Source organism: Streptomyces sp. NPDC050504, from assembly GCF_044458065.1.
Lineage (GTDB): Bacteria > Actinomycetota > Actinomycetes > Streptomycetales > Streptomycetaceae > Streptomyces.
This window is the reverse complement of the sequence record NZ_JBITHO010000003.1, coordinates 374,628-393,452: the sequence shown is the minus strand read 5'-3', so window position 1 is coordinate 393,452 and position 18,825 is coordinate 374,628. Positions and strand designations below refer to the sequence as shown.

General features: G+C 71.3%; 13 protein-coding genes and 1 tRNA gene. 8 read left to right on the top strand and 6 right to left on the bottom strand.

The annotated features are described in order from the left end of the window. Nucleotides 1-125: 125 nt before the first annotated feature. The 5 genes from ACIBNE_RS12900 to hppD are packed head-to-tail and all read right to left on the bottom strand — an operon-like array spanning nucleotide 126 to nucleotide 7,990. Complete coding sequence (locus ACIBNE_RS12900) at nucleotides 126-3,866, bottom strand: amino acid adenylation domain-containing protein (RefSeq protein WP_399271563.1); 3,741 nt, start codon at nucleotides 3,864-3,866, stop codon at nucleotides 126-128. Continuing rightward, nucleotides 3,863-4,576 carry a 4'-phosphopantetheinyl transferase gene (locus ACIBNE_RS12895; RefSeq protein ID WP_399271562.1) on the bottom strand — a complete coding sequence of 238 codons (714 nt, stop codon included), beginning with the start codon at nucleotides 4,574-4,576 and terminating at the stop codon, nucleotides 3,863-3,865. The genes ACIBNE_RS12900 and ACIBNE_RS12895 overlap by 4 nt, the downstream gene beginning before the upstream one ends. Continuing rightward, entirely contained in the window at nucleotides 4,569-5,780 is a 1,212-nt protein-coding gene (locus ACIBNE_RS12890) for an acetyl-CoA carboxylase biotin carboxylase subunit family protein (RefSeq protein ID WP_399271561.1), read from the bottom strand. Before ACIBNE_RS12890 ends, ACIBNE_RS12895 begins: the two co-directional genes overlap by 8 nt. Beyond that, nucleotides 5,773-6,909: an alpha-hydroxy acid oxidase gene (locus ACIBNE_RS12885; protein ID WP_399271560.1), complete on the bottom strand. Its 1,137-nt coding sequence runs from the start codon at nucleotides 6,907-6,909 to the stop codon at nucleotides 5,773-5,775. Before ACIBNE_RS12885 ends, ACIBNE_RS12890 begins: the two co-directional genes overlap by 8 nt. Before the next feature lie 13 nt (nucleotides 6,910-6,922). Further along, the gene (gene hppD / locus ACIBNE_RS12880) at nucleotides 6,923-7,990 is read right to left on the bottom strand and encodes a 4-hydroxyphenylpyruvate dioxygenase (RefSeq protein WP_399271559.1); all 1,068 of its coding nucleotides are present in this window, start codon (nucleotides 7,988-7,990) and stop codon (nucleotides 6,923-6,925) included. A gap of 234 nt (nucleotides 7,991-8,224) precedes the next feature. On the opposite strand from hppD, the gene ACIBNE_RS12875 reads away from it, so the two are divergent. The 3 genes from ACIBNE_RS12875 to ACIBNE_RS12865 are packed head-to-tail and all read left to right on the top strand — an operon-like array spanning nucleotide 8,225 to nucleotide 12,318. Next, nucleotides 8,225-9,598, top strand: coding sequence for a PLP-dependent aminotransferase family protein (locus ACIBNE_RS12875; RefSeq protein ID WP_399271558.1), 1,374 nt, complete (start codon nucleotides 8,225-8,227; stop codon nucleotides 9,596-9,598). A 40-nt stretch (nucleotides 9,599-9,638) separates the two neighbouring features. After that, entirely contained in the window at nucleotides 9,639-10,970 is a 1,332-nt protein-coding gene (gene lat, locus ACIBNE_RS12870) for an L-lysine 6-transaminase (RefSeq protein WP_399271557.1), read from the top strand. A gap of 22 nt (nucleotides 10,971-10,992) precedes the next feature. Then, nucleotides 10,993-12,318 carry a PLP-dependent aminotransferase family protein gene (locus tag ACIBNE_RS12865; RefSeq protein ID WP_399271556.1) on the top strand — a complete coding sequence of 442 codons (1,326 nt, stop codon included), beginning with the start codon at nucleotides 10,993-10,995 and terminating at the stop codon, nucleotides 12,316-12,318. Between the two features lie 122 nt (nucleotides 12,319-12,440). Here ACIBNE_RS12865 and ACIBNE_RS12860 read toward each other — a convergent pair. Beyond that, nucleotides 12,441-12,523: transfer RNA gene (locus ACIBNE_RS12860), tRNA-Leu, on the bottom strand. A 352-nt stretch (nucleotides 12,524-12,875) separates the two neighbouring features. On the opposite strand from ACIBNE_RS12860, the gene ACIBNE_RS12855 reads away from it, so the two are divergent. The 5 genes from ACIBNE_RS12855 to ACIBNE_RS12835 all read left to right on the top strand — a co-directional run bounded on the left by ACIBNE_RS12855 (nucleotide 12,876) and on the right by ACIBNE_RS12835 (nucleotide 18,770). Further along, entirely contained in the window at nucleotides 12,876-13,730 is an 855-nt protein-coding gene (locus ACIBNE_RS12855; RefSeq protein WP_399271555.1) for an FhaA domain-containing protein, read from the top strand. A 10-nt stretch (nucleotides 13,731-13,740) separates the two neighbouring features. Further along, nucleotides 13,741-14,259, top strand: a complete 519-nt coding sequence (locus tag ACIBNE_RS12850; protein ID WP_399271554.1) for an FHA domain-containing protein — start codon at nucleotides 13,741-13,743, stop codon at nucleotides 14,257-14,259. 135 nt (nucleotides 14,260-14,394) lie between these two features. Beyond that, nucleotides 14,395-15,894, top strand: a complete 1,500-nt coding sequence (locus ACIBNE_RS12845) for a PP2C family protein-serine/threonine phosphatase (RefSeq protein ID WP_399271553.1) — start codon at nucleotides 14,395-14,397, stop codon at nucleotides 15,892-15,894. Nucleotides 15,895-15,909: 15 nt separating this feature from the next. Continuing rightward, nucleotides 15,910-17,310, top strand: a complete 1,401-nt coding sequence (locus tag ACIBNE_RS12840) for an FtsW/RodA/SpoVE family cell cycle protein (RefSeq protein ID WP_399271552.1) — start codon at nucleotides 15,910-15,912, stop codon at nucleotides 17,308-17,310. Next, complete coding sequence (locus tag ACIBNE_RS12835; RefSeq protein ID WP_399271551.1) at nucleotides 17,307-18,770, top strand: peptidoglycan D,D-transpeptidase FtsI family protein; 1,464 nt, start codon at nucleotides 17,307-17,309, stop codon at nucleotides 18,768-18,770. The genes ACIBNE_RS12840 and ACIBNE_RS12835 overlap by 4 nt, the downstream gene beginning before the upstream one ends. Nucleotides 18,771-18,825: the final 55 nt, after the last annotated feature.

The window sequence follows — 18,825 nt, the reverse complement described above, 5'->3', positions numbered from 1 at the left end:
GGCGTGCTTCCCCCAGGGTTCTCACGGATGCGCCGTCCGGGGCGCCCCGCGGGGCGCCCCGGACGGCGGGGTCGGGCTCGGACGGTCGGCGGGACGGGCCTTGGAAAGCCCGTGCCCGAAGGCCCTCAGCCGGTTTCGGCCGGTGCCCCGGGGGCCGGGCTCCCCGCGTCGTCCAGCTGGTCCACCCACGCGGCGATCGCCGCGACGGTGGGCATCCGTTCGAGGGCGGCGGCGTCGAACTCGACGTCCAGCGCCGTGCGGACGCGGTTGACCAGCCGGGCGGCGGCCAGCCGGTCGCCGCCGAGGCCGAAGAAGTCGTCGTCGGGGCCGACCGCGAGGTCGGGACTGCGCAGACTGTCGGCGAACAGCTCGGCGAGCAGCTCCTCGGTCTCCCCCTCAAGCGGGCGCGGGCCCGCGTGGGGCGCGGGCGCGATCGGGGCGTCCGGCTCCGCGGCGCACTGGCCCAGCAGCTCGACGAGCCGGGCCACGAGCGCCTCGACGGTCGCGGCCTCGAACAGCGTGCTGTCGTACTCGACGACGCCGGTCAGGCCCTGCGCCCCGGCCGTCTCCTCCTGCGCCGCGTCGAGGAACGTGATGTCCAGGTCGAACTTGGCCGTGCCGTTGTCGACCTGCTCGGCGACGCACTCCACCCCGGCCAGGCGCAGCCGCTCGGCCGGGCCCTGCTGGAAGGACATCATGGTCTGGAACCCGGCGCCCTGCCCGAGGTTGCGCGGCAGGTCCAGCGCGTCGACGACCGCGTCGAACGGGATCAGCGCGTGCGAGAACGCCTCGGTGTCCCGGCGGGCCAGCTGCGCGACCAGCTCGCGGAAGGTCGGTTCGCCCGACACGTCGGCCCGCAGGATCACCGTGTTGACGAAGAACCCGACGAGGTCGTCGAGCACGGCCGCGTCGCGGCCCGCGACGGGCACGCCGATCGGCACGTCGTCCCCCGCCCCGAAGTCGCGCAGCAGGACGGAGACCGCCGCGTGCAGGGGGGCGTACCCGGTGGTGCCGCACGACCGCGCGAGGTCCAGCAGCCCCCGGTGGACGTCCGCGCCGACCGTGAAGTGGGCCCGCGCCCCCACCCGCCGGTCATCGTCGACCGCCCGCGGACGGTCGACCGGTACGGCCGCGTCGGCGGGCGCGTCGGCCAGTGACGCGGTCCAGTGGTCGAGGTCGGCCTGGAGCCGCGGGTGCCTGGAGCCGTCCCGTCCGGCGAGCAGCCTGCGCTGCCACAGGCTGTAGTCGCCGTACTGCACGGCGAGCGCGGGCCAGGACGGTTCGGTGCCCGAGGTGCGGGCGGTGTACGCCTCGCCCAGGTCGCGCAGGAGCGGGCGCAGCGACCAGCCGTCGGCCGCGATGTGGTGGACGACCAGCACCAGCGTGGACTCGTGGGCGTCCGGACCCGTCCGCAGCAGCCGGGCGCGCAGGGGCACTTCGGCGGTCAGGTCGAAGCTGTACCGGCAGGCTTCGTGGACGGCCGCGGCCGTCCCGTCGGCGCCGACCTCCTCGACGGTCAGGCAGGGCGCGAGTCCGTCGGGGTCGAGCACCCGCTGGAAGGGGACGCCGTCCTTCTCGCCGAAGACGGTGCGCAGGCTCTCGTGCCGGGTCAGCACGTCCGTCAGCGCCCCGGCGAGCGCGTCCGTGTCCACCCGTCCGGTCAGCCGCCAGACCAGGGGGATGTTGTACGCGGGGCTCGGGCCGTCCAGCCGGTGCAGGAACCACAGCCGGGCCTGGGCCGAGGAGAGCGGCACGCGCCGGGGCCTGGGGAGCGCGACGAGCGGCGTCAGCTGTGCGCCCCGGCCGCTCTCGATGAGCTCGGCGAGTCCGGCGGCGGTGGGCGCGTCGAAGACCGCCCGGAAGCCGACCTCGACGCCGAGCGCCTCGCGGATGCCGTTGGTCATGCGGGTGGCCAGCAGGGAGTTGCCGCCCAGCTCGAAGAAGTTGTCGTCGACGCCGACCTGTTCGTGGTGGAGCAGCTGGGAGATCAGCCCGGTCAGCACCCGCTCGGTCGCGGTGAGCGGGCGCGCGTTCGGGGCCGGCCGGTGCTCGGGGACCCGCTGGGTGACCAGGGCCGCCCGGTCGATCTTGCCGCTCCCCGTCATCGGCAGCCGGTCCAGGGGCACCCAGGCGCTCGGCACCATGTAGGTCGGCAGCTCGCGCCGCGCGTACGCGCGCAGTTCCGTCAGGTCCGTCAGGTCGGCCGACCGTCCCGGCCTGGCCACGAAGAAGGCCACCAGCCGCAGTTCCGCGCTGTTGGCGTCCCCGGCCGACCCGTCCAGCGGCTGGGCCACCACCGCGCACTGCGCGACGGCCGGGTGCGCCGCCACGGCGGCCTCGATCTCGCCGAGTTCGGCCCGGATGCCGCGGATCTTGATCTGCTGGTCGCCGCGGCCGATGTAGTCCAGGCTGCCGTCGGGCCGGCGGCGCACGAGGTCGCCTGTGCGGTACATGCGGGACCCCGCCCGCACCGCGCCCGCGGGACCGGCCGGATCGGGGAACGGGCAGGCGACGAACCGCGACGCCGTCAGGCCGGGCCTGCCGTGGTAGCCGCGCGCCACGCTGCCGCCCGCGACGTACAGCTCGCCGACCGTGCCGTCGGGCACCGGCTCCAGCCGCTCGTCCAGGACGTGGAGGCCCGTTCCCCGGACCGCCGACCCGATCGGGGGCGTCCGGTCGCCGTCCGGCTCCAGCTCGCACGTGGTGACGCAGACGGTCGTCTCGGTCGGCCCGTAGATGTTGATGAAGGTACGGCCCGGCGCCCACCGCCTGACCAGCGCGGCGGGGCATGCCTCGCCGCCCGATATCAGCACTTCGAGCGCGCCGCCCGGCAGGACGGGCTCGCCCTCCGGCGGCGTGATCGCGACCAGGGAGGCGGGCGTGGCGAAGGTGTGCGTCACGGCCGTGCGCACCAGCACCTCGGCGAGGTCCTCGTGGCGGCCGCGCGGGATCACCAGGGTCGCGCCGTGCGCGAACGCCAGCAGGAGTTCGAGGACGGCCGCGTCGAAGCTGGGGGAGGTCTGCTGCAGCACGCGGCTGGTGGGCTTCGTCCCGGCGCTCGCGGTGAACCGGCCGAGCAGGTCGGCGAGTCCGCGGTGGGTGACCGTGACGGCCTTGGGCCTGCCCGTCGAGCCGGAGGTGTAGATGAGGTAGCAGGGGTGGCCCGGGCGGAGCGCGGTGGTGCGGTCGGCCGGGGCGAAGGGCCGCGGCGGGAGCGGCTCCGCCGGGCCGGCCACGGCGCCCGTGCCGTCCAGCGTCAGGGTGGGCCCGGTGATCGTCGCTGCGGCCTCAGCGGCCGGTACGAGGGTCAGGGCCGGGTCCGCGTCCTGGAGCATGAACTCCAGGCGCCGCGCGGGGTAGTCCAGGTCGAGCGGCAGGTAGGCGGCGCCCGCCTTGGCGATGGCGAGCGCGGCGACGACGAAGGCGATGCCCCGGGGCATCGCGACCGCCACGATCGACTCGGGCCCGATCCCGCGCCCGCGCAGCTCCCAGGCCAGCAGGTCGGAGCGGCTGCCGAGTTCGGCGTAGGTCAGCACGGTCGGGCCGTGCTCGCCCTCCTGTTCCACCGCGACGGCGTCGGGGGTCAGCGCCACCTGCGTCGTGAGCAGGTCGGCCAGGCTCGGCTGTGTCCCGTCGGCCTCGTCCGCCGCGTCCGCCGCGTCCGCCGCGTCCGTTCCCGTACGCAGGCTCACGGGGCGGTCGTCGGTCCACGAGCGCTCGACGAAGTCGAGGCAGTCGGCCGCCCGCCCCTCGAAGACGGGGCGCCAGCCGGGCGGCACCGGGGTGTCCGCAGGCCACAGGCTGTGCTGGTCCTCGTCGTTGACCAGCACCAGGCGCGCCGCGTCAAGGTCGTCGAATGGATTCATTGGTTCACCTTGCCTGTGTCGGCCGACGGGTCCGTGGGCCGTGCGGGCCCCACGACGACCGCGGCAACCACGAGATCGTCATCGAAGTGGTAGCGCCCGGAGAATTCCGAACGAGGTGCGTCCGCGGCCAGGACGTGGCCGACGAAGGCGTGCCGCGCGGGGTCGATGGTCACCTCCACGTCGTGGAAGTCCAGCCAGCGACGGGTCATCGGGTACCACGCCTTGTAGAGCGCCTCCTTGGCGCAGAACACCAGCGTGGGCCAGGCCGCGCCGGGTTCGTGCCGCCGGAGGTCGGCGAGCCGGTGCGCCTCGGCGGGGCGCAGCACCAGTTCGGCGACGCCGGGCGCCAGGTCGCGGTGGGGCTCGGCGTCGATGCCCAGGGCGAGCACGTCGCCGTACTCGGCCACGGCGGCCGCCCGGTAGCCGTCGCAGTGGGTGATGCTGCCGACGACGCCGGGCGGCCACACGGGGGCGCGGTCGCGGCCCCGGCCGACCGGGACGGGTGTCCGGCCGAGCCCGGCCAGGGCCTGGTGGGCGCAGCGCCTGGCCGTGAGGAACTCCCGGCGCCTGCTCTCCACCACCCCGGCGACGAGCTCGGCCTCGGCCTCGAACGCGTGGAGCGGTTCCAGGTCGCCGAACGCCTCGGCGGTCGACACCGCGGCCGGTACGACGGCCGCGAGCCGGCCCGCCCCGGAGAGCGGCTCAGGCATACTCGATCCAGTGGGCCGACTCGATCAGGTCGGTCAGCTCGGCGAGTTGCTCGTGGGTGTCCACCTGGCCGGACAGCGCGGCGACCGCGGACTGCGAGCCGGTCCGCCAGCTGACGTCCGCGCCCGCCTCGGTCAGGACCTGCACCCGCTCCACGCCCGGCAGCGTGCGCAGCACCGTGATGTCCCCGATCGCGGTGACCCGGCCGACGTGCATCGGCGGCACGATCAGGTAGTAGAAGACGACGGGGCCCGTGCCCAGCACGTCGGGGCGGGGCAGGGGGCGGCCCAGCGCGGCGGCGACGGCGGTCGCGACGGGGTCGCAGGTCGCCGAGCGCAGCGCGAGGTCGTCGGTCCAGCCGCCGAGCCGCCCGTTCACCTCGATCACCCGGGGCCCTTCGGCGGTCAGTTTGATCTCGACCTGTGCCATGCCGCCCCGGATGCCGACGGCGCGCACCGCGCGGCCCGACAGCTCGGTGAGCGTCCGGATCTCGTCCGCGGGCAGCACCGACCGCGCGCCGTACCCGCCGCGCTCGCGGAACGGCGTGGCGAGGGTGAACTTGCTGGTGACGAAGACGGGGACGACCTCGTCGCCGTCCACGACGCAGTCGACGGCCACGTAGTCGCCCCAGGGGTGCGGGGTGGGCCGTCCGACGAGCCGTTCCTCCAGGAGCAACTCGGATTCGAGCGCCAGCAGTTCGGTGACGACCCCGCGGGCCTCGTCGTGGGTCGTCAGTGCCACCGTGTTGCGGCTGGAGGCGCTGACGACGGGCTTGACGATCGCGGGGAGCCCCACTTCGGCGAGCGCGGCGTCGATCTCGTCGGCCGAGCGCACGGTCCGTGCGCGGATGCCGTCGACCCCGGCGGCCCGCAGCGCCTCGCGCTGGAGGTCCTTGCGGGTGATCGCGGGCACGGCCGCGAGGTCGTGGTGGGTCAGGCCGAGCGCGGCGGCGAGTTCGGCGGTGCGGCCGAGCTGGTACTCGCTGAAGGTGACGATGCCGTCGGGCTCGTACTCGCGCAGTTCGTCGACGTCGTCCAGGTCGACCACGGCGCCGAACGCCTCCAGGGTGGCCGCCATGTCCTGTGCGTGCGGGGTGTCGGCGAGCGCGAACAGCAGCGTGCAGTCGTGTTCCGCGGCCGCTTCCGCGATGCGCTCGGGGCCCGCGCTGCCGGCGTCGTAGACCACCAGTAGGACCTGCTTACCCATTGCGGTCGCCTCCTTCGGCAGACGTCGTCCGGACCGTCGGGGACAGGGTCCGCAGGTCGCGCGCCTGGGCGACCTCCGCGCACCCGGCCAGCCCGAGGGCGTCGCGGAACTCCTTCTTCAACAGTTCCAGCGTGTGGCGGGCCCCGGCCTCGCCGGCCGCGCCCAGTCCCCACAGCACCGGGCGGCCGACGAGCACCGCGTCGGCGCCCAGGGCCAGTGCCTTGAGCACGTCGACGCCGGAGCGCACCCCGCTGTCGAACAGGACGGCGCAGCGCTCCCCCACGGCCGCGCGGACGTCCGCCAGGCAGTCGACGGAGGCGGCGACGCCGTCCAGTTGCCGTCCGCCGTGGTTCGACACCACGATGCCGTCGGCCCCGCAGTCGGCGGCGCGCCGGGCGTCATCGGCGTCGAGGATCCCCTTGAGCACCAGCGGCAGGCGGGTGCGGGCGCGCAGGGCCTCGATGTCCCTCCAGTTCAGCGACGGGCTGAAGAGGTCGGCGGTGTGTTGGGCCACGGCCGATCCCGACGGCCGTACGGCGTCGTACTGGTCGGCGGCGGGCAGGTTCGCCGCGACGACGCCGGGGCCCACCGCGAAGTCGTTGCGGACGTCCCGCAGCCGTCGGCCCATCCACGGGACGTCGACCGTGACGACGAGCGCGTCGCACCCGGCCTCCTCGGCGCGGTGCACCAGTCCGTCGCGGGTCCGCTCCTCGCGCAGCCAGTAGAGCTGGAACCAGAGGGCGGCGCCCTCCGCGGCGATCGCCTCGATCGAGCGGCTGCTGAGCGTACTGACGCAGAGCGGCACGCCCGCGTCGCGGGCGGCCCGCGCCGTCGCCAGTTCGGCCTCTTCGTCGACCAGTTGGTGGTAGGCGATCGGCGCGACGGCGAGCGGCGCCGACGCCTCGCGCCCGAAGAGCGTCGTCCCGGTGGTGACGGCGGACACGTCGCGCAGCGCCCGCGGCACGATCCGGTGGGAGTCCAGTGCCGCGCGGTTGCCCGCGAGGGTCAGCTCCGCTCCGGCTCCGCCGTCGATGAAGTCCCGTACGTGCTCCGGGATCCGGCGGCGGGCGAGTTCGGCGACGTCCGCCACGGTCAGGGCGTCCGCCAGGCCGGGTGCGCCGTCCGGCACGGGCGGTGTCGTCTCAGGGCGAGGCAACGCGTTCCCCCTCGACCGCCTCGTACAGGGCCTTGATGTTGGAGCTGCCGAAGGTCCTGGCGCCCTGCCGTTCGATGACCTCGAAGAACAGCGTGCGCCTGGGGTGGATAGAGCGGGTGAAGATCTGGAAGAGCTGCCCGCCGTGGTCCTCGTCGACGAGGACGTTCAGTTCGCGCAGGCGCGGGACGGTGTGCCGGGGCGGGGCGACCCGCTCGGGCAGCCGCGTGTAGTACGCGTCGGGCGTGGACAGGAACTCGACGTCGTTCCCGGCGAGCGTGGTGACCGCGCGGACGATGTCGTCGACCGCCAGGGCCACGTGCTGCACGCCGGGCCCGCCGTGGCCGGCGAGGAAGTCGTTGATCTGGCCGTTCGCGGCGTCCGGATCGGGCGCGATGATCGTGAACGTCACGGTGCCCGAGGGGCTCTGCACGACCTTGGAGAGCATGGCCTGGGCGCCGACGACGATGCGCTCGGCGAATATCTCGGCGAACCCGAAGGCCCGCCCGTAGTACTCGACCGTCTCGTCGAGCCCGCCCTCGGCGACGATGACGGCGAAGTGGTCGGCCGCGAAGACCTCGAAGTCCCCGGCGGCCGGTGCCGCGGCGGGCGCGGTCGGCCGGTGGCCGGCGGGTATCGGGGCGGCCGTCCCCTCGCGCTGCACCAGGGTGTGCACGACGTCGCCGAAGCCGGAGACCTTCGCGACGCAGGCGATGCCCTCCTGCTCCGGCTCCCAGGGCTCGACGAGGCCGGTTCCGCCCGCGGCGACGACGCTCTCGTAGGCCTGCCGGACGTCGGGGGTGCGCAGGGCGATGTCGACGACCCCGTCGCCGCCGTGGGCCTTCACGTAGCCGGCGGCCGGGTGGTCGGGGGAAGCGGCCTCGGTGAGCACCAGGGTCATTCCGCCGCGGCGCAGGACGGCGGACCGGAATCCCGCCTCCGCCGACCCGCCCTCGGCCACCTGCTGGAAGCCGTACTGCTCGCACCAGACGCCCTGCGTCACGTCCAGGGTTTCGACGTACATTTCTATGCAGTCGAGATCGAAGCTGTTGGTCATCAGGCTCCTCACCTACGCCTCTGGACGCCCCGGGCAGAGCAAGCGCGCGAGCTGCCGCGGGTGCACCCTGGCCTCGCAAGGGGCGCCCGCCAAGATCAGGTTCAGAACATAGCCCATCGGATCTTGGAAGTCAGCTGTCTTCGAAGCCACAAAGGCCAGTTGGCGGACTCTTTGCTACCGCTCGCCGTGAGCCCGGCAAACGGGCGATCCGAAGGGTGGGGCTATCCTGCCCCGATGTTGGGTGAAATCAGCGCCGAAGGGCGCAGTGCCGCGTCGAGTGGTCCCGTACCGGACGCGAAGAACCGAGTGCTCGATCTTGAATTGGCTTCTCTGCACGGCTCGTTGACGGATCCGATGATGTCGTCCCTGAAGTTTCTCAACGAGGTTTCGAGTCGTTTCCCGGAAAGTATTTCCTTTGCCGCGGGACGGCCCACCGAGGATCATTTCGACACGGCGGACATCACCCGCTATGTCGAGATCTTCACCAACTACCTGCGCGCGCACCACGGGATGTCCGATGCGGAGGTGCGCAGCACGCTGCTCCAGTACGGCCGCACCAACGGAATCATCCACGAACTCGTCGCCCGGCAGCTGGAGGTCGACGAGGGGGTCCGGGTCCCGGCCGAGTCCGTCGTGGTCACCGTCGGCGCCCAGGAGGGCATGTTCCTGGTGCTGCGCGCGCTGTGCGCCGGGCCGCGGGACGCGGTGCTCAGCGTGTCGCCGACGTACGCGGGCCTGGCGGGCGCCGCCCGGCTGGTCGGCTGCCCCGTCGTGCCCGTGCGCAGCGGATCCACCGGCATCGACCTCGCCGACCTGCGGTTCAGGATCGAACAGACGCGCCGCGACGGCCTGCGCCCGCGCGCCCTGTACGTCATTCCGGACGCCGCGAACCCCACCGGCATCAGCCTCGACACGGCCACCAGGCACCGGCTGCTGGAGATCGCCGAGGCCGAGGACCTGCTCCTGCTCGAAGACAACGCGTACAGCGTCTTCGCGGGCCCCGGGGACCGGCTGCCCTCGCTGAAGGCGCTGGACGAGCGGCGCCGGGTGATCCGCATCGGCTCGTTCGCCAAGACGGTGTGGCCGGGCGCCAGGGTCGGCTACGTGCTCGCCGACCAGCTCGTGGGCGCGGCGGACGACGCCGCCCGCACCACGCTCCTGGCCGATCAACTCGGCGTCATCAAAAGCATGTTGACCGTCAATACCTCACCCGTGACACAAGCCCTGGTGGGCGGCGCCCTACTGGCCAACGGCAGCAGTCTGTTCACCGCGAACGAACGACAGAACGCTATCTATCAGCGCAATCTGGGGCTGGTGCTTGACGGACTCCGGATACGGTTGTCCAATGTGCCAGGCGTTTCGTGGAATTCGCCCTCCGGCGGCTTCTTCGTCACCTTGAGCGTGCCATTTCACGTGGATGCCGCGTCAGTTGAGGAGTCGGCCCGTACGCACGGTGTCCTATGGACCCCGATGTCCGCCTTCTACACGGACGGTGGCGGTACCAATGAGATTCGGTTGGCATTCAGCCAGATGCATCCGGAGACCATTGAGGAGGGCCTGGATCGGCTCGCCGGATTCATCCGCGCAGCCACTTCGGGAGACCACTGACAACAGTGGTAACTCGTAAGGATTCTTGTACAGTTCGGCCATGACGACACCTGTTGTGACTTCGAGCGACATCTCCGCCGGCCAGGTCCGTGAAACCATAGCCAGGCACATGCTTGCCGATGGCTACGAGCTGGTGCTTGACCTGGATGCCTCGCACGGCTCCTGGCTGGTGGACGGCCGTACCGGAGCTTCCTACTTGGATTTCTTCAGCTTCTTCGCCTCCCAGGCGCTGGGCATGAACCATCCGGCACTGGCGGGCGACGAGGCGTTCGTCGGGGAACTGGGCCGCGTCGCCGTCAACAAGCCCAGTAACACGGACATCTACTCCGTTCCCATGGCGCGTTTCGTCGACACGTTCGTCCGCGTGCTCGGCGACCCCGCACTGCCGCACCTGTTCTTCGTCGACGGCGGAACGCTCGCCGTGGAGAACGCCCTCAAGGTGTCCTTCGACTGGAAGAGCCGCTGGAACGAGGCGCACGGCATCGACCCCGCCCTGGGCACGAAGGTCCTGCACCTGGAGAACGCGTTCCACGGCCGTTCCGGTTACACGCTGAGCCTCACCAACACCTGCGACAAGAACAACGTCGCCCGGTTCCCGAAGTTCGACTGGCCGCGCATCCCGTCCCCGTCCATCAACGGGAACGACGACGTCGTCGCCGCCGAGGAGCGGGCCCTGGCGGCCGCGCGCCACGCGTTCGAGTCGAACCCGCACGACATCGCGTGCTTCGTCGCCGAGCCGATCCAGGGCGCCGGCGGGGACAACCACTTCCGCCCGGAGTTCCTCCAGGCGATCCAGGCGCTGTGCCGCGAGTTCGACGCGCTGTTCGTCATGGACGAGGTGCAGACCGGCGTCGCCATGACCGGCACCGCCTGGGCCTACCAGCAACTGGGCGTCCAGCCCGACATCGTCGCCTTCGGCAAGAAGGTGCAGGTCTGCGGCATCATGGCCGGCGGCCGCATCGACGAGGTCGGCGAGAACGTCTTCAACGTCTCGTCGCGGCTGTGCTCGACCTGGGGCGGGAACCTGACCGACATGGTGCGCTCCCGCCGCATCCTGGAGGTCATCGAGTCCGAGGGGCTCATCGAGCGCTCCGCCGAGCTCGGCGAGCACCTGCAGCAGGGGCTGGCCGCCCTCGCCCAGCGCCACGCCGTCATCAGCGACGTGCGCGGCCGCGGCCTGTTCTGCGCGCTCTCGCTGCCGACCACGGACATGCGCGACACCGTCCTCGCGCGGCTGCGCGAGGACGAGCGGGTGCTCGTCCCGGGCTCCGGGCCCACCAGCGTCCAGTTCCGCCCGGGGCTGACCGTGACGCGCGAAGAGCTGGACCACGGCATCGCCGCCCTGGACCGCGTGCTCACCGCACTGGCCTGACCGGGGAATGGGGGACACCGCCGTGACGTCCGACAACGGGGCCGCACCGCAGCAGGACGTCCTGCTGCACACATCGGCCCTCCACGGCTCGCTCGAAGACGCGTCGCTGAGCTCGATGAACTTCCTCAACGAGATCGCGCAGCGCTATCCGGACGCCGTCTCGTTCGCCCCTGGCCGCCCCTACGAGGGGTTCTTCGAGACCGACCTCGTCCACGACTACCTGCGCCGGTTCGAGCAGTACCTGAGGGAGGAGAAGGGGTACGACGAGGAGCAGGTCCGCCGCGTCCTCTTCCAGTACGGGCGCACCAAGGGGATCATCCACGAGCTGATCGCCCGGCACCTGGAACTGACCGAGGGCATCACCGTCGACCCGGATTCCGTGGTGGTCACCTCCGGCTGCCAGGAGGCGATGTTCCTGGTGCTGCGGGCGCTGCGCCGGGACGAGCGGGACGTCGTGCTCGCGGTGTCCCCCCAGTACGTCGGGTTCACGGGCGCCGCCCGGCTCCTGGACCTGCCGGTCCTGGAGGTCGCGGGCGGGGACCGCGGGGTGGACCTCGAAAGCGTGGCGGACGTCGTCGCCGGGGCCCGCGCACGGGGGCTGCGCCCGCGGGCGCTGTACCTCGTGCCGGACTTCTCCAATCCGTCGGGGGTGAGCCTGGACGTGGACACCCGCCACGCGCTGCTCGACCTCGCCGACCGGCTGGACCTGCTGCTCCTGGAGGACAACCCCTACGGATACTTCAGTGCCGACGGGGAACGCCTGCCGACCCTGAAGTCACTCGACACGAAGCACCGGGTCGTCCACCTCGGCTCGTTCGCGAAGACCGGTCTGCCCGGTGCCCGCATCGGGTACGCGGTCGCCGACCAGCCCGTGACCGGCGCCGACGGCGGCACGGGCCTGCTCGCCGATCAGCTGTCGAAGATCAAGAGCATGCTGACCGTGAACACCTCGCCCATCGCCCAGGCCGTGATCGCGGGCAAACTGCTGACGTACGGCTGCGACCTGCGCCGGGCGAACGAGCGGGAGATCGCGCTCTACCGGGAGAACCTCGAACGGCTGCTCGACCGCCTGGCCCGCCACTTCCCCCCGGAGGGCGGCTCCGGCGTGAGCTGGAACGTGCCGCGCGGGGGGTTCTTCCTGGTCGTCACGGTGCCCTTCGAGGCCGACGAGAAGCTGCTGGAGACCTCGGCGCGCGACCACGGCGTGCTGTGGACCCCGATGCGGCACTTCAGCACCGACCCCGCGGCCCTGTGCCAGATCAGGCTCTCGTTCAGTCTGGTCACCGGGGAGCGGATCGACCGGGGCGTGGAGCGGTTCGCCGATCTCGTCGCGCGACGGGCGGGCTGAGCCCGGAAGGAACACGGGCGGACCGCTGCCGGTCCGCCCGTGCCGGTGTTCTACGGGGAAAGTTTTACGGGAAAAGCGGAACGGCCGACATCGTGAATCCGATGTCGACCGTTCCGTCGAAGTGCGCGAGGGGGGATTTGAACCCCCACGTCCCGAAGGACACTGGCACCTGAAGCCAGCGCGTCTGCCGTTCCGCCACTCGCGCATGAGTGGTGTTGCTCGGGTTCCTTGCCTTGCGGCCCGTTCCCCTGGCGACGTCTGGAAGATTAGCACGCTGGACAGGGTGGATTCACATCCGTTGTTTCGGGGCCGCTCCGCCGGGCACCGGACTGTCGACCAGCGGCTCGGCGGAGGGGGGCCGACGGGAACCCCGGGGGCGCGCACCCACTCCTCCTGAGTGGACCCCGGGTGCGGGACACTGTCACGGGGCCGCCTCTACGATCCGTGTGAGAGGTGACACTCGTCCACCGGGCAGAGAAGGGGAACCAGCCGATTTCCCGACGCGTGGATACGATCAGTAAGCAGTACCAGCAGAGCTACGACGGAGGAGGTGCCCCATGGGAGTCCTGAAGCGTTTCGAGCAGCGTCTCGAAGGCCTGGTCAACGGCACCTTCGCCAAGGTCTTCAAGTCCGAGGTCCAGCCCGTCGAGATCGCCGGCGCCCTCCAGCGCGAGTGCGACAACAACGCGACGATCTGGAACCGCGAGCGGACCGTCGTACCCAACGACTTCATCGTCGAACTGAGCACGCCCGACTACGAACGGCTGAGCCCGTACTCGGGGCAGCTCGGCGACGAGCTGTCCGGACTCGTCCGCGACTACGCCAAGCAGCAGCGCTACACCTTCATGGGCCCCATCAAGGTCCACCTGGAGAAGGCGGAGGACCTGGACACGGGCCTCTACCGCGTCCGCAGCCGCACCCTCGCGTCGAGTTCGTCACAGCAGCAGGGCGCTGGCCCCGGGCCCGTGCCCGCCCGGCCGTCGGGCGCCCCCGGGGGCGGTCCCGGTGCGGGTGGGCAGAGCCACCCGGCCGCTCCCCCCATGCCCCCGGCGCCGCCCGGCGCGGGAGCACGTCCGGGGCAGGCCCCCGGAGACCGGCGCCCCGCGGCGCCCGGCCCGCTGCCGGGCGCGCAGGTACGGCGCTGGATCGAGATCAACGGCACCCGCCACCAGATCTCCCGCCCGACGCTGGTGCTGGGTCGCAGCACCGACGCCGACGTGCGGATCGACGACCCCGGCGTATCGCGCCGGCACTGTGAGATCCGGACCGGAACGCCCTCGACGATCCAGGATCTCGGGTCCACCAACGGCATCGTGGTGGACGGGCAGCACACCACCCGCGCTACGCTCCGCGACGGCTCGCGGATCGTCGTGGGCAGCACCACCATCGTTTACCGGCAAGCCGAAGGGTGAAGCGGGGGCAATGTCAGAGCTGACCCTGACGGTCATGAGGCTGGGTTTCCTGGCTGTTCTGTGGCTGTTCGTCATCGTGGCCGTCCAGGTCATCCGCAGCGACCTGTTCGGTACGCGCGTCACGCAGCGCGGCTCACGCCGCAACGCTCCCGACGCGCGCCAGCCGACGGGCCGCCAGCCCGCCGCGGCCCCACCGCCGCAGCGCCAGCAGCCGTCGGGCCGCCAGCGCCGGGGCGCCCCCACCAAGCTGGTGGTCTCCGAGGGCACCCTCACGGGCACCACGGTCGCGCTCCAGGGGCAGACCATCACGCTCGGCCGGGCACACGACTCCACGATCGTGCTGGACGACGACTACGCGTCCAGCAGGCATGCCAGGATCTACCCGGACCGCGACGGCCAGTGGATCGTCGAGGACCTCGGATCCACCAACGGCACGTACCTCGACCGGACCCGGCTCACTTCTCCTCAGCCGATCCCGCTGGGCGCGCCGATCCGCATCGGCAAGACCGTCATCGAGCTGCGGAAGTAGTAGGACAATGACAGCGCGCGAGCGGAGCGAGCGAGCCGCGGCGGCCTTCGAAGCGGGCCGCGGCGGACTCCCGACCGGAGGGTGGGCAGTGTGGCTCAAGACCGGTTGTACCCGGGCGCGGCGGGTGAGGTGCGCATGAGTCTTTCGCTGCGCTTCGCCGCCGGTTCGCACAAGGGCATGATCCGGGAGGGCAACGAGGACTCCGGCTACGCCGGGCCACGCCTCCTCGCCATCGCCGACGGCATGGGCGGCCAGGCCGCGGGCGAGGTCGCGAGCTCCGAGGTGATCTCCACCCTCGTCACGCTCGACGACGACATCCCCGGCTCGGACATCCTCACCTCGCTCGGTACGGCCGTCCAGCGCGCCAACGACCAGCTCCGCATGATGGTCGAGGAGGACCCCCAGCTGGAGGGCATGGGCACCACGCTCACCGCCCTGCTCTGGACCGGTCAGCGCCTCGGCCTCGTCCACGTCGGCGACTCCCGCGCCTACCTGCTGCGCGACGGCGTCCTCACCCAGATCACCCAGGACCACACCTGGGTGCAGCGGCTCGTCGACGAGGGCCGCATCACCGAGGAAGAGGCCACCACGCACCCGCAGCGCTCGCTGCTGATGCGCGCGCTCGGCAGCGGCGACCACGTGGAGCCCGACCTGTCGATCCGCGAGGTCCGCGCGGGCGACCGCTACCTCATCTGCTCCGACGGCCTGTCCGGCGTCGTCTCCCACCAGACGATGGAGGAGACGCTCGCCAGCTACCAGGGCCCGCAGGAGACCATCCAGGACCTGATCCAGCTCGCGCTGCGCGGCGGCGGCCCCGACAACATCACCTGCATCGTCGCGGACGTCCTCGACACCGACTCCAACGACACCCTGGCCGGTCAGCTGACCGACACCCCGGTCGTCGTCGGCGCGGTCGCCGAGAACCAGATCCAGCTGAACGACGGCGGCGCCATGCAGACCCCGGCGGGACGCGCGGCGGGCCTCGGCCGCCCCGTGCCGCCGCAGGGCCCGTCGGCGGGCGGTTCGTTCGGCCCTCCCGGCAGCGGTGACGACGCCGGGTACGGCGGCGGGGCGCCCGACGGCTCCTACGGCGCGTACGCCGACGACGACTTCGTGAAGCCCGGCGGGGGCCGCAAGTGGCTCAGGAGATCGCTGTGGACCGTGCTCGCCCTCGCGGTCGTGGGCGGCGGTCTGTACGGCGGCTACCGCTGGACGCAGACCCAGTACTACATCGGCGCCAAGGGCGAGCACGTGGCGCTGTACCGCGGCCTCGACCAGGACCTGGCGTGGTTCTCGCTCTCCGAGGTCGAGCAGGACCACCCCGAGATCGAACTCACGTGCCTCTCGGACCTCCAGGCGGGCGAAGTCCGCGGCACCATCCACGAGGGCAGCCTGAAGAAGGCCCAGCAGAAGATCGAGCTGCTCGCCGCCGACTGCAAGCAGAACAAGCAGCGCGAGGCGGCCGACAAGAACGCCAAGACCCCGAAGACCGGAGAGGGCGAAGCGGGCGGCTCCGGCGGCACTCCCGCCCCCGGCACGTCCAAGAACCCGACGCCCACACCGAGCTCCACCACCTCCGCCGACGACGCGGAACAGCAGATGGCCGGCGGTGCGGTGGGCAGCAAGCAGCCGTAGGGGGCCTCCAGCACCATGAGCGTTGTCACCAACACGACCACGATCGGCGCGATCGACGCGCCGAGCCGACGCAACACCGAGCTGATGCTGCTCGTGTTCGCGGTGGCCATCGCGGTCTTCGCGTACGCCAATGTGGGCCTCGCCCTCAACGGCGAACTGCCCGCGGGCATGCTCGGCTACGGACTGGGCCTCGCGATGCTCGCGGGCGTGAGCCACCTCGTGGTGCGCAAGTTCGCCAAGTACGCCGACCCGCTGCTGCTGCCGCTGGCCACGCTCCTCAACGGCATCGGCCTGGCGCTGATCTGGCGGCTCGACCAGTCGGAGAAGTTCCAGGCGCTGAAGACGTTCGCGCCCGCGGCCTCCAAGCAGCTGATGTTCTCGGCGGTGGGCGTCGCGCTCTTCGTCGGCACGCTGATCCTGCTCAAGGACCACCGCATCCTCCAGCGCTACACCTACATCTCCATGGTGGTGGCGCTGTTCCTGCTGGTCCTGCCGATGTTCTTCCCCGCCGTCAACGGCGCCAAGATCTGGATCAAGATCCCCGGCGTCGGCACCATCCAGCCCGGTGAGTTCGCGAAGATCGTCATCGCGGTCTTCTTCTCCGGCTACCTGATGGTCAAGCGCGACGCGCTCGCGCTGGCCAGCCGCCGCTTCATGGGCCTGTACCTGCCGCGCGGCCGCGACCTGGGCCCGATCCTCGTCGTCTGGGCGATGTCGATCCTCATCCTGGTCTTCGAGACCGACCTCGGCACCTCGCTGCTGTTCTTCGGCATGTTCGTCGTGATGCTGTACGTCGCGACCGAGCGCACCAGCTGGATCGTCTTCGGCCTCCTGATGTCCGCGGCGGGCGCGATCGGCGTCGCCACCTTCGAGCCGCACGTCCAGCAGCGCGTCGACGCCTGGCTCGACCCGTTCGCCGGCTACGGCAAGATCGCGGCCAGCGAGCAGGTCGCCAAGTCCCTGATGGCGTTCGGCTCGGGCGGCACCCTCGGCACCGGCCTCGGCCAGGGCCACTCCGACCTGATCGGCTTCGCCGCCAACTCCGACTTCATCCTCGCCACGGTCGGCGAGGAGCTCGGCCTCGCCGGGATGATGGCGATGCTGCTGCTCTACGCGCTGATCGTGGAGCGGGGCGTGCGCACCGCGCTCGCCGCCCGCGACCCGTTCGGCAAGCTGCTGGCGATCGGCCTGTCCGGCGCCTTCGCCATCCAGGTGTTCGTCGTCGCCGGCGGCGTCATGGGCCTCATCCCGCTGACCGGCATGACCATGCCGTTCATCGCGCAGGGCGGTTCGTCCGTGATCGCCAACTGGGCGCTGATCGGCATCCTGATCCGCATCAGCGACACCGCGAGAAGGCCCGCGCCCGCGCCCGCCCCTTCCCCCGACGCCGAGATGACCCAGGTGGTCCGACCGTGAACAAGCCGCTGCGCCGGATCGCCATCTTCTGCGGGCTGCTCATGCTCGCGCTGCTCGTCCGCACCAACTACCTCCAGTACGTGCGCGCGGACGAGCTGAACTCCCGCAAGGAGAACCGCCGCGTCCAGATCGAGCGGTACGCCCACAAGCGCGGCGACATCATCGTCGACAACAAGGCGATCACCGGTTCGGTCGAGACCTCGGGCAGCGACTTCAAGTACAAGCGCGTCTGGAAGAACGGCCCCATGTGGGCGCCGGTCACCGGCTACTCCTCGCAGGCGTTCGACAGCTCGCAGATCGAGAACATCGAGGACGGCATCCTCACCGGCAACAGCGACCAGCTGTTCTTCGACCGCACCATGGCGATGTTCACGGGCGAGGAGAAGAAGGGCGGCAACGTCGTCCTCACGCTGAACGCCAAGGCCCAGCAGAAGGCCTTCGACGGGCTCGGCAAGAAGCGCGGCGCGGTCGTCGCCCTCGACCCGAAGACCGGCGCGATCCTGGCCCTGGCGAGCACCCCCTCGTACGACCCCTCGGTCTTCGCGGGCAACTCCAAGACCGACGAGAAGAACCGCCAGGTCCTGCTGAACGACAAGAACAAGCCGATGCTGAACCGGGCGCTGCGCGAGACGTACCCGCCCGGCTCGACCTTCAAGGTCGTCACGGCCGCCGCCGCGCTGGAGGACGGCCTCTACAAGGACATCAACGAGAAGACCGATTCGCCGCTGCCCTGGCGGCTGCCGCTGTCGACCAAGGACCTCAACAACGAGGGCGACATCCCCTGCAAGGACGCCTCGCTGAAGCTGGCGCTCCAGGTCTCCTGCAACACCGTGTTCGGCAAGATCAGCGACGACCTCGGCAACGAGAAGATGATCAAGCAGGCGGATCGGTTCGGCTTCAACAAGGAGCACTTCACCCCCGTCCGCGCCGACGCCAGCGTGTACCCCGAGGCCGACAGGCCGCAGAACGCGATGGGGGGCATCGGTCAGGCCTCCAACCGCACCACCCCGCTCCAGATGGCCATGGTCGCCGCGGCGATCGCCAACGACGGCAAGCTGATGAAGCCGTACATGGTCGAGAAGCGCACCGCGCCCAACCTCGACGTGATCTCCAACCACAAGCCGGAGGAGTTCGGCGAGGCGGTCTCCGGGGACAACGCGCAGAAGCTCCAGGAAATGATGGAGGCCGTCGTCGAGGACGGCACCGGCAAGAGGGCGCAGATCGACCGGGACGGCGTGACGGTCGGCGGCAAGACCGGCACCGCCCAGCACGGCGTGAACAACAGCGAGAACCCGTACGCCTGGTTCATCTCGTACGCGAAGACCGACAAGGGTTCGCCCGTCGCGGTCGCCGTGGTCATCGAGGGTTCCGACACGACGCGCGACGACATCGCGGGCGGCCGGCTCGCCGCGCCCATCGCCAAGGACGTGATGGAGGCGGTCCTGGACAGCAAGAAGTAAGGGTGGTCTCGGACTGATCGGCTTCCCGGGCCCGGTACCGTATGCGCGAACAGCA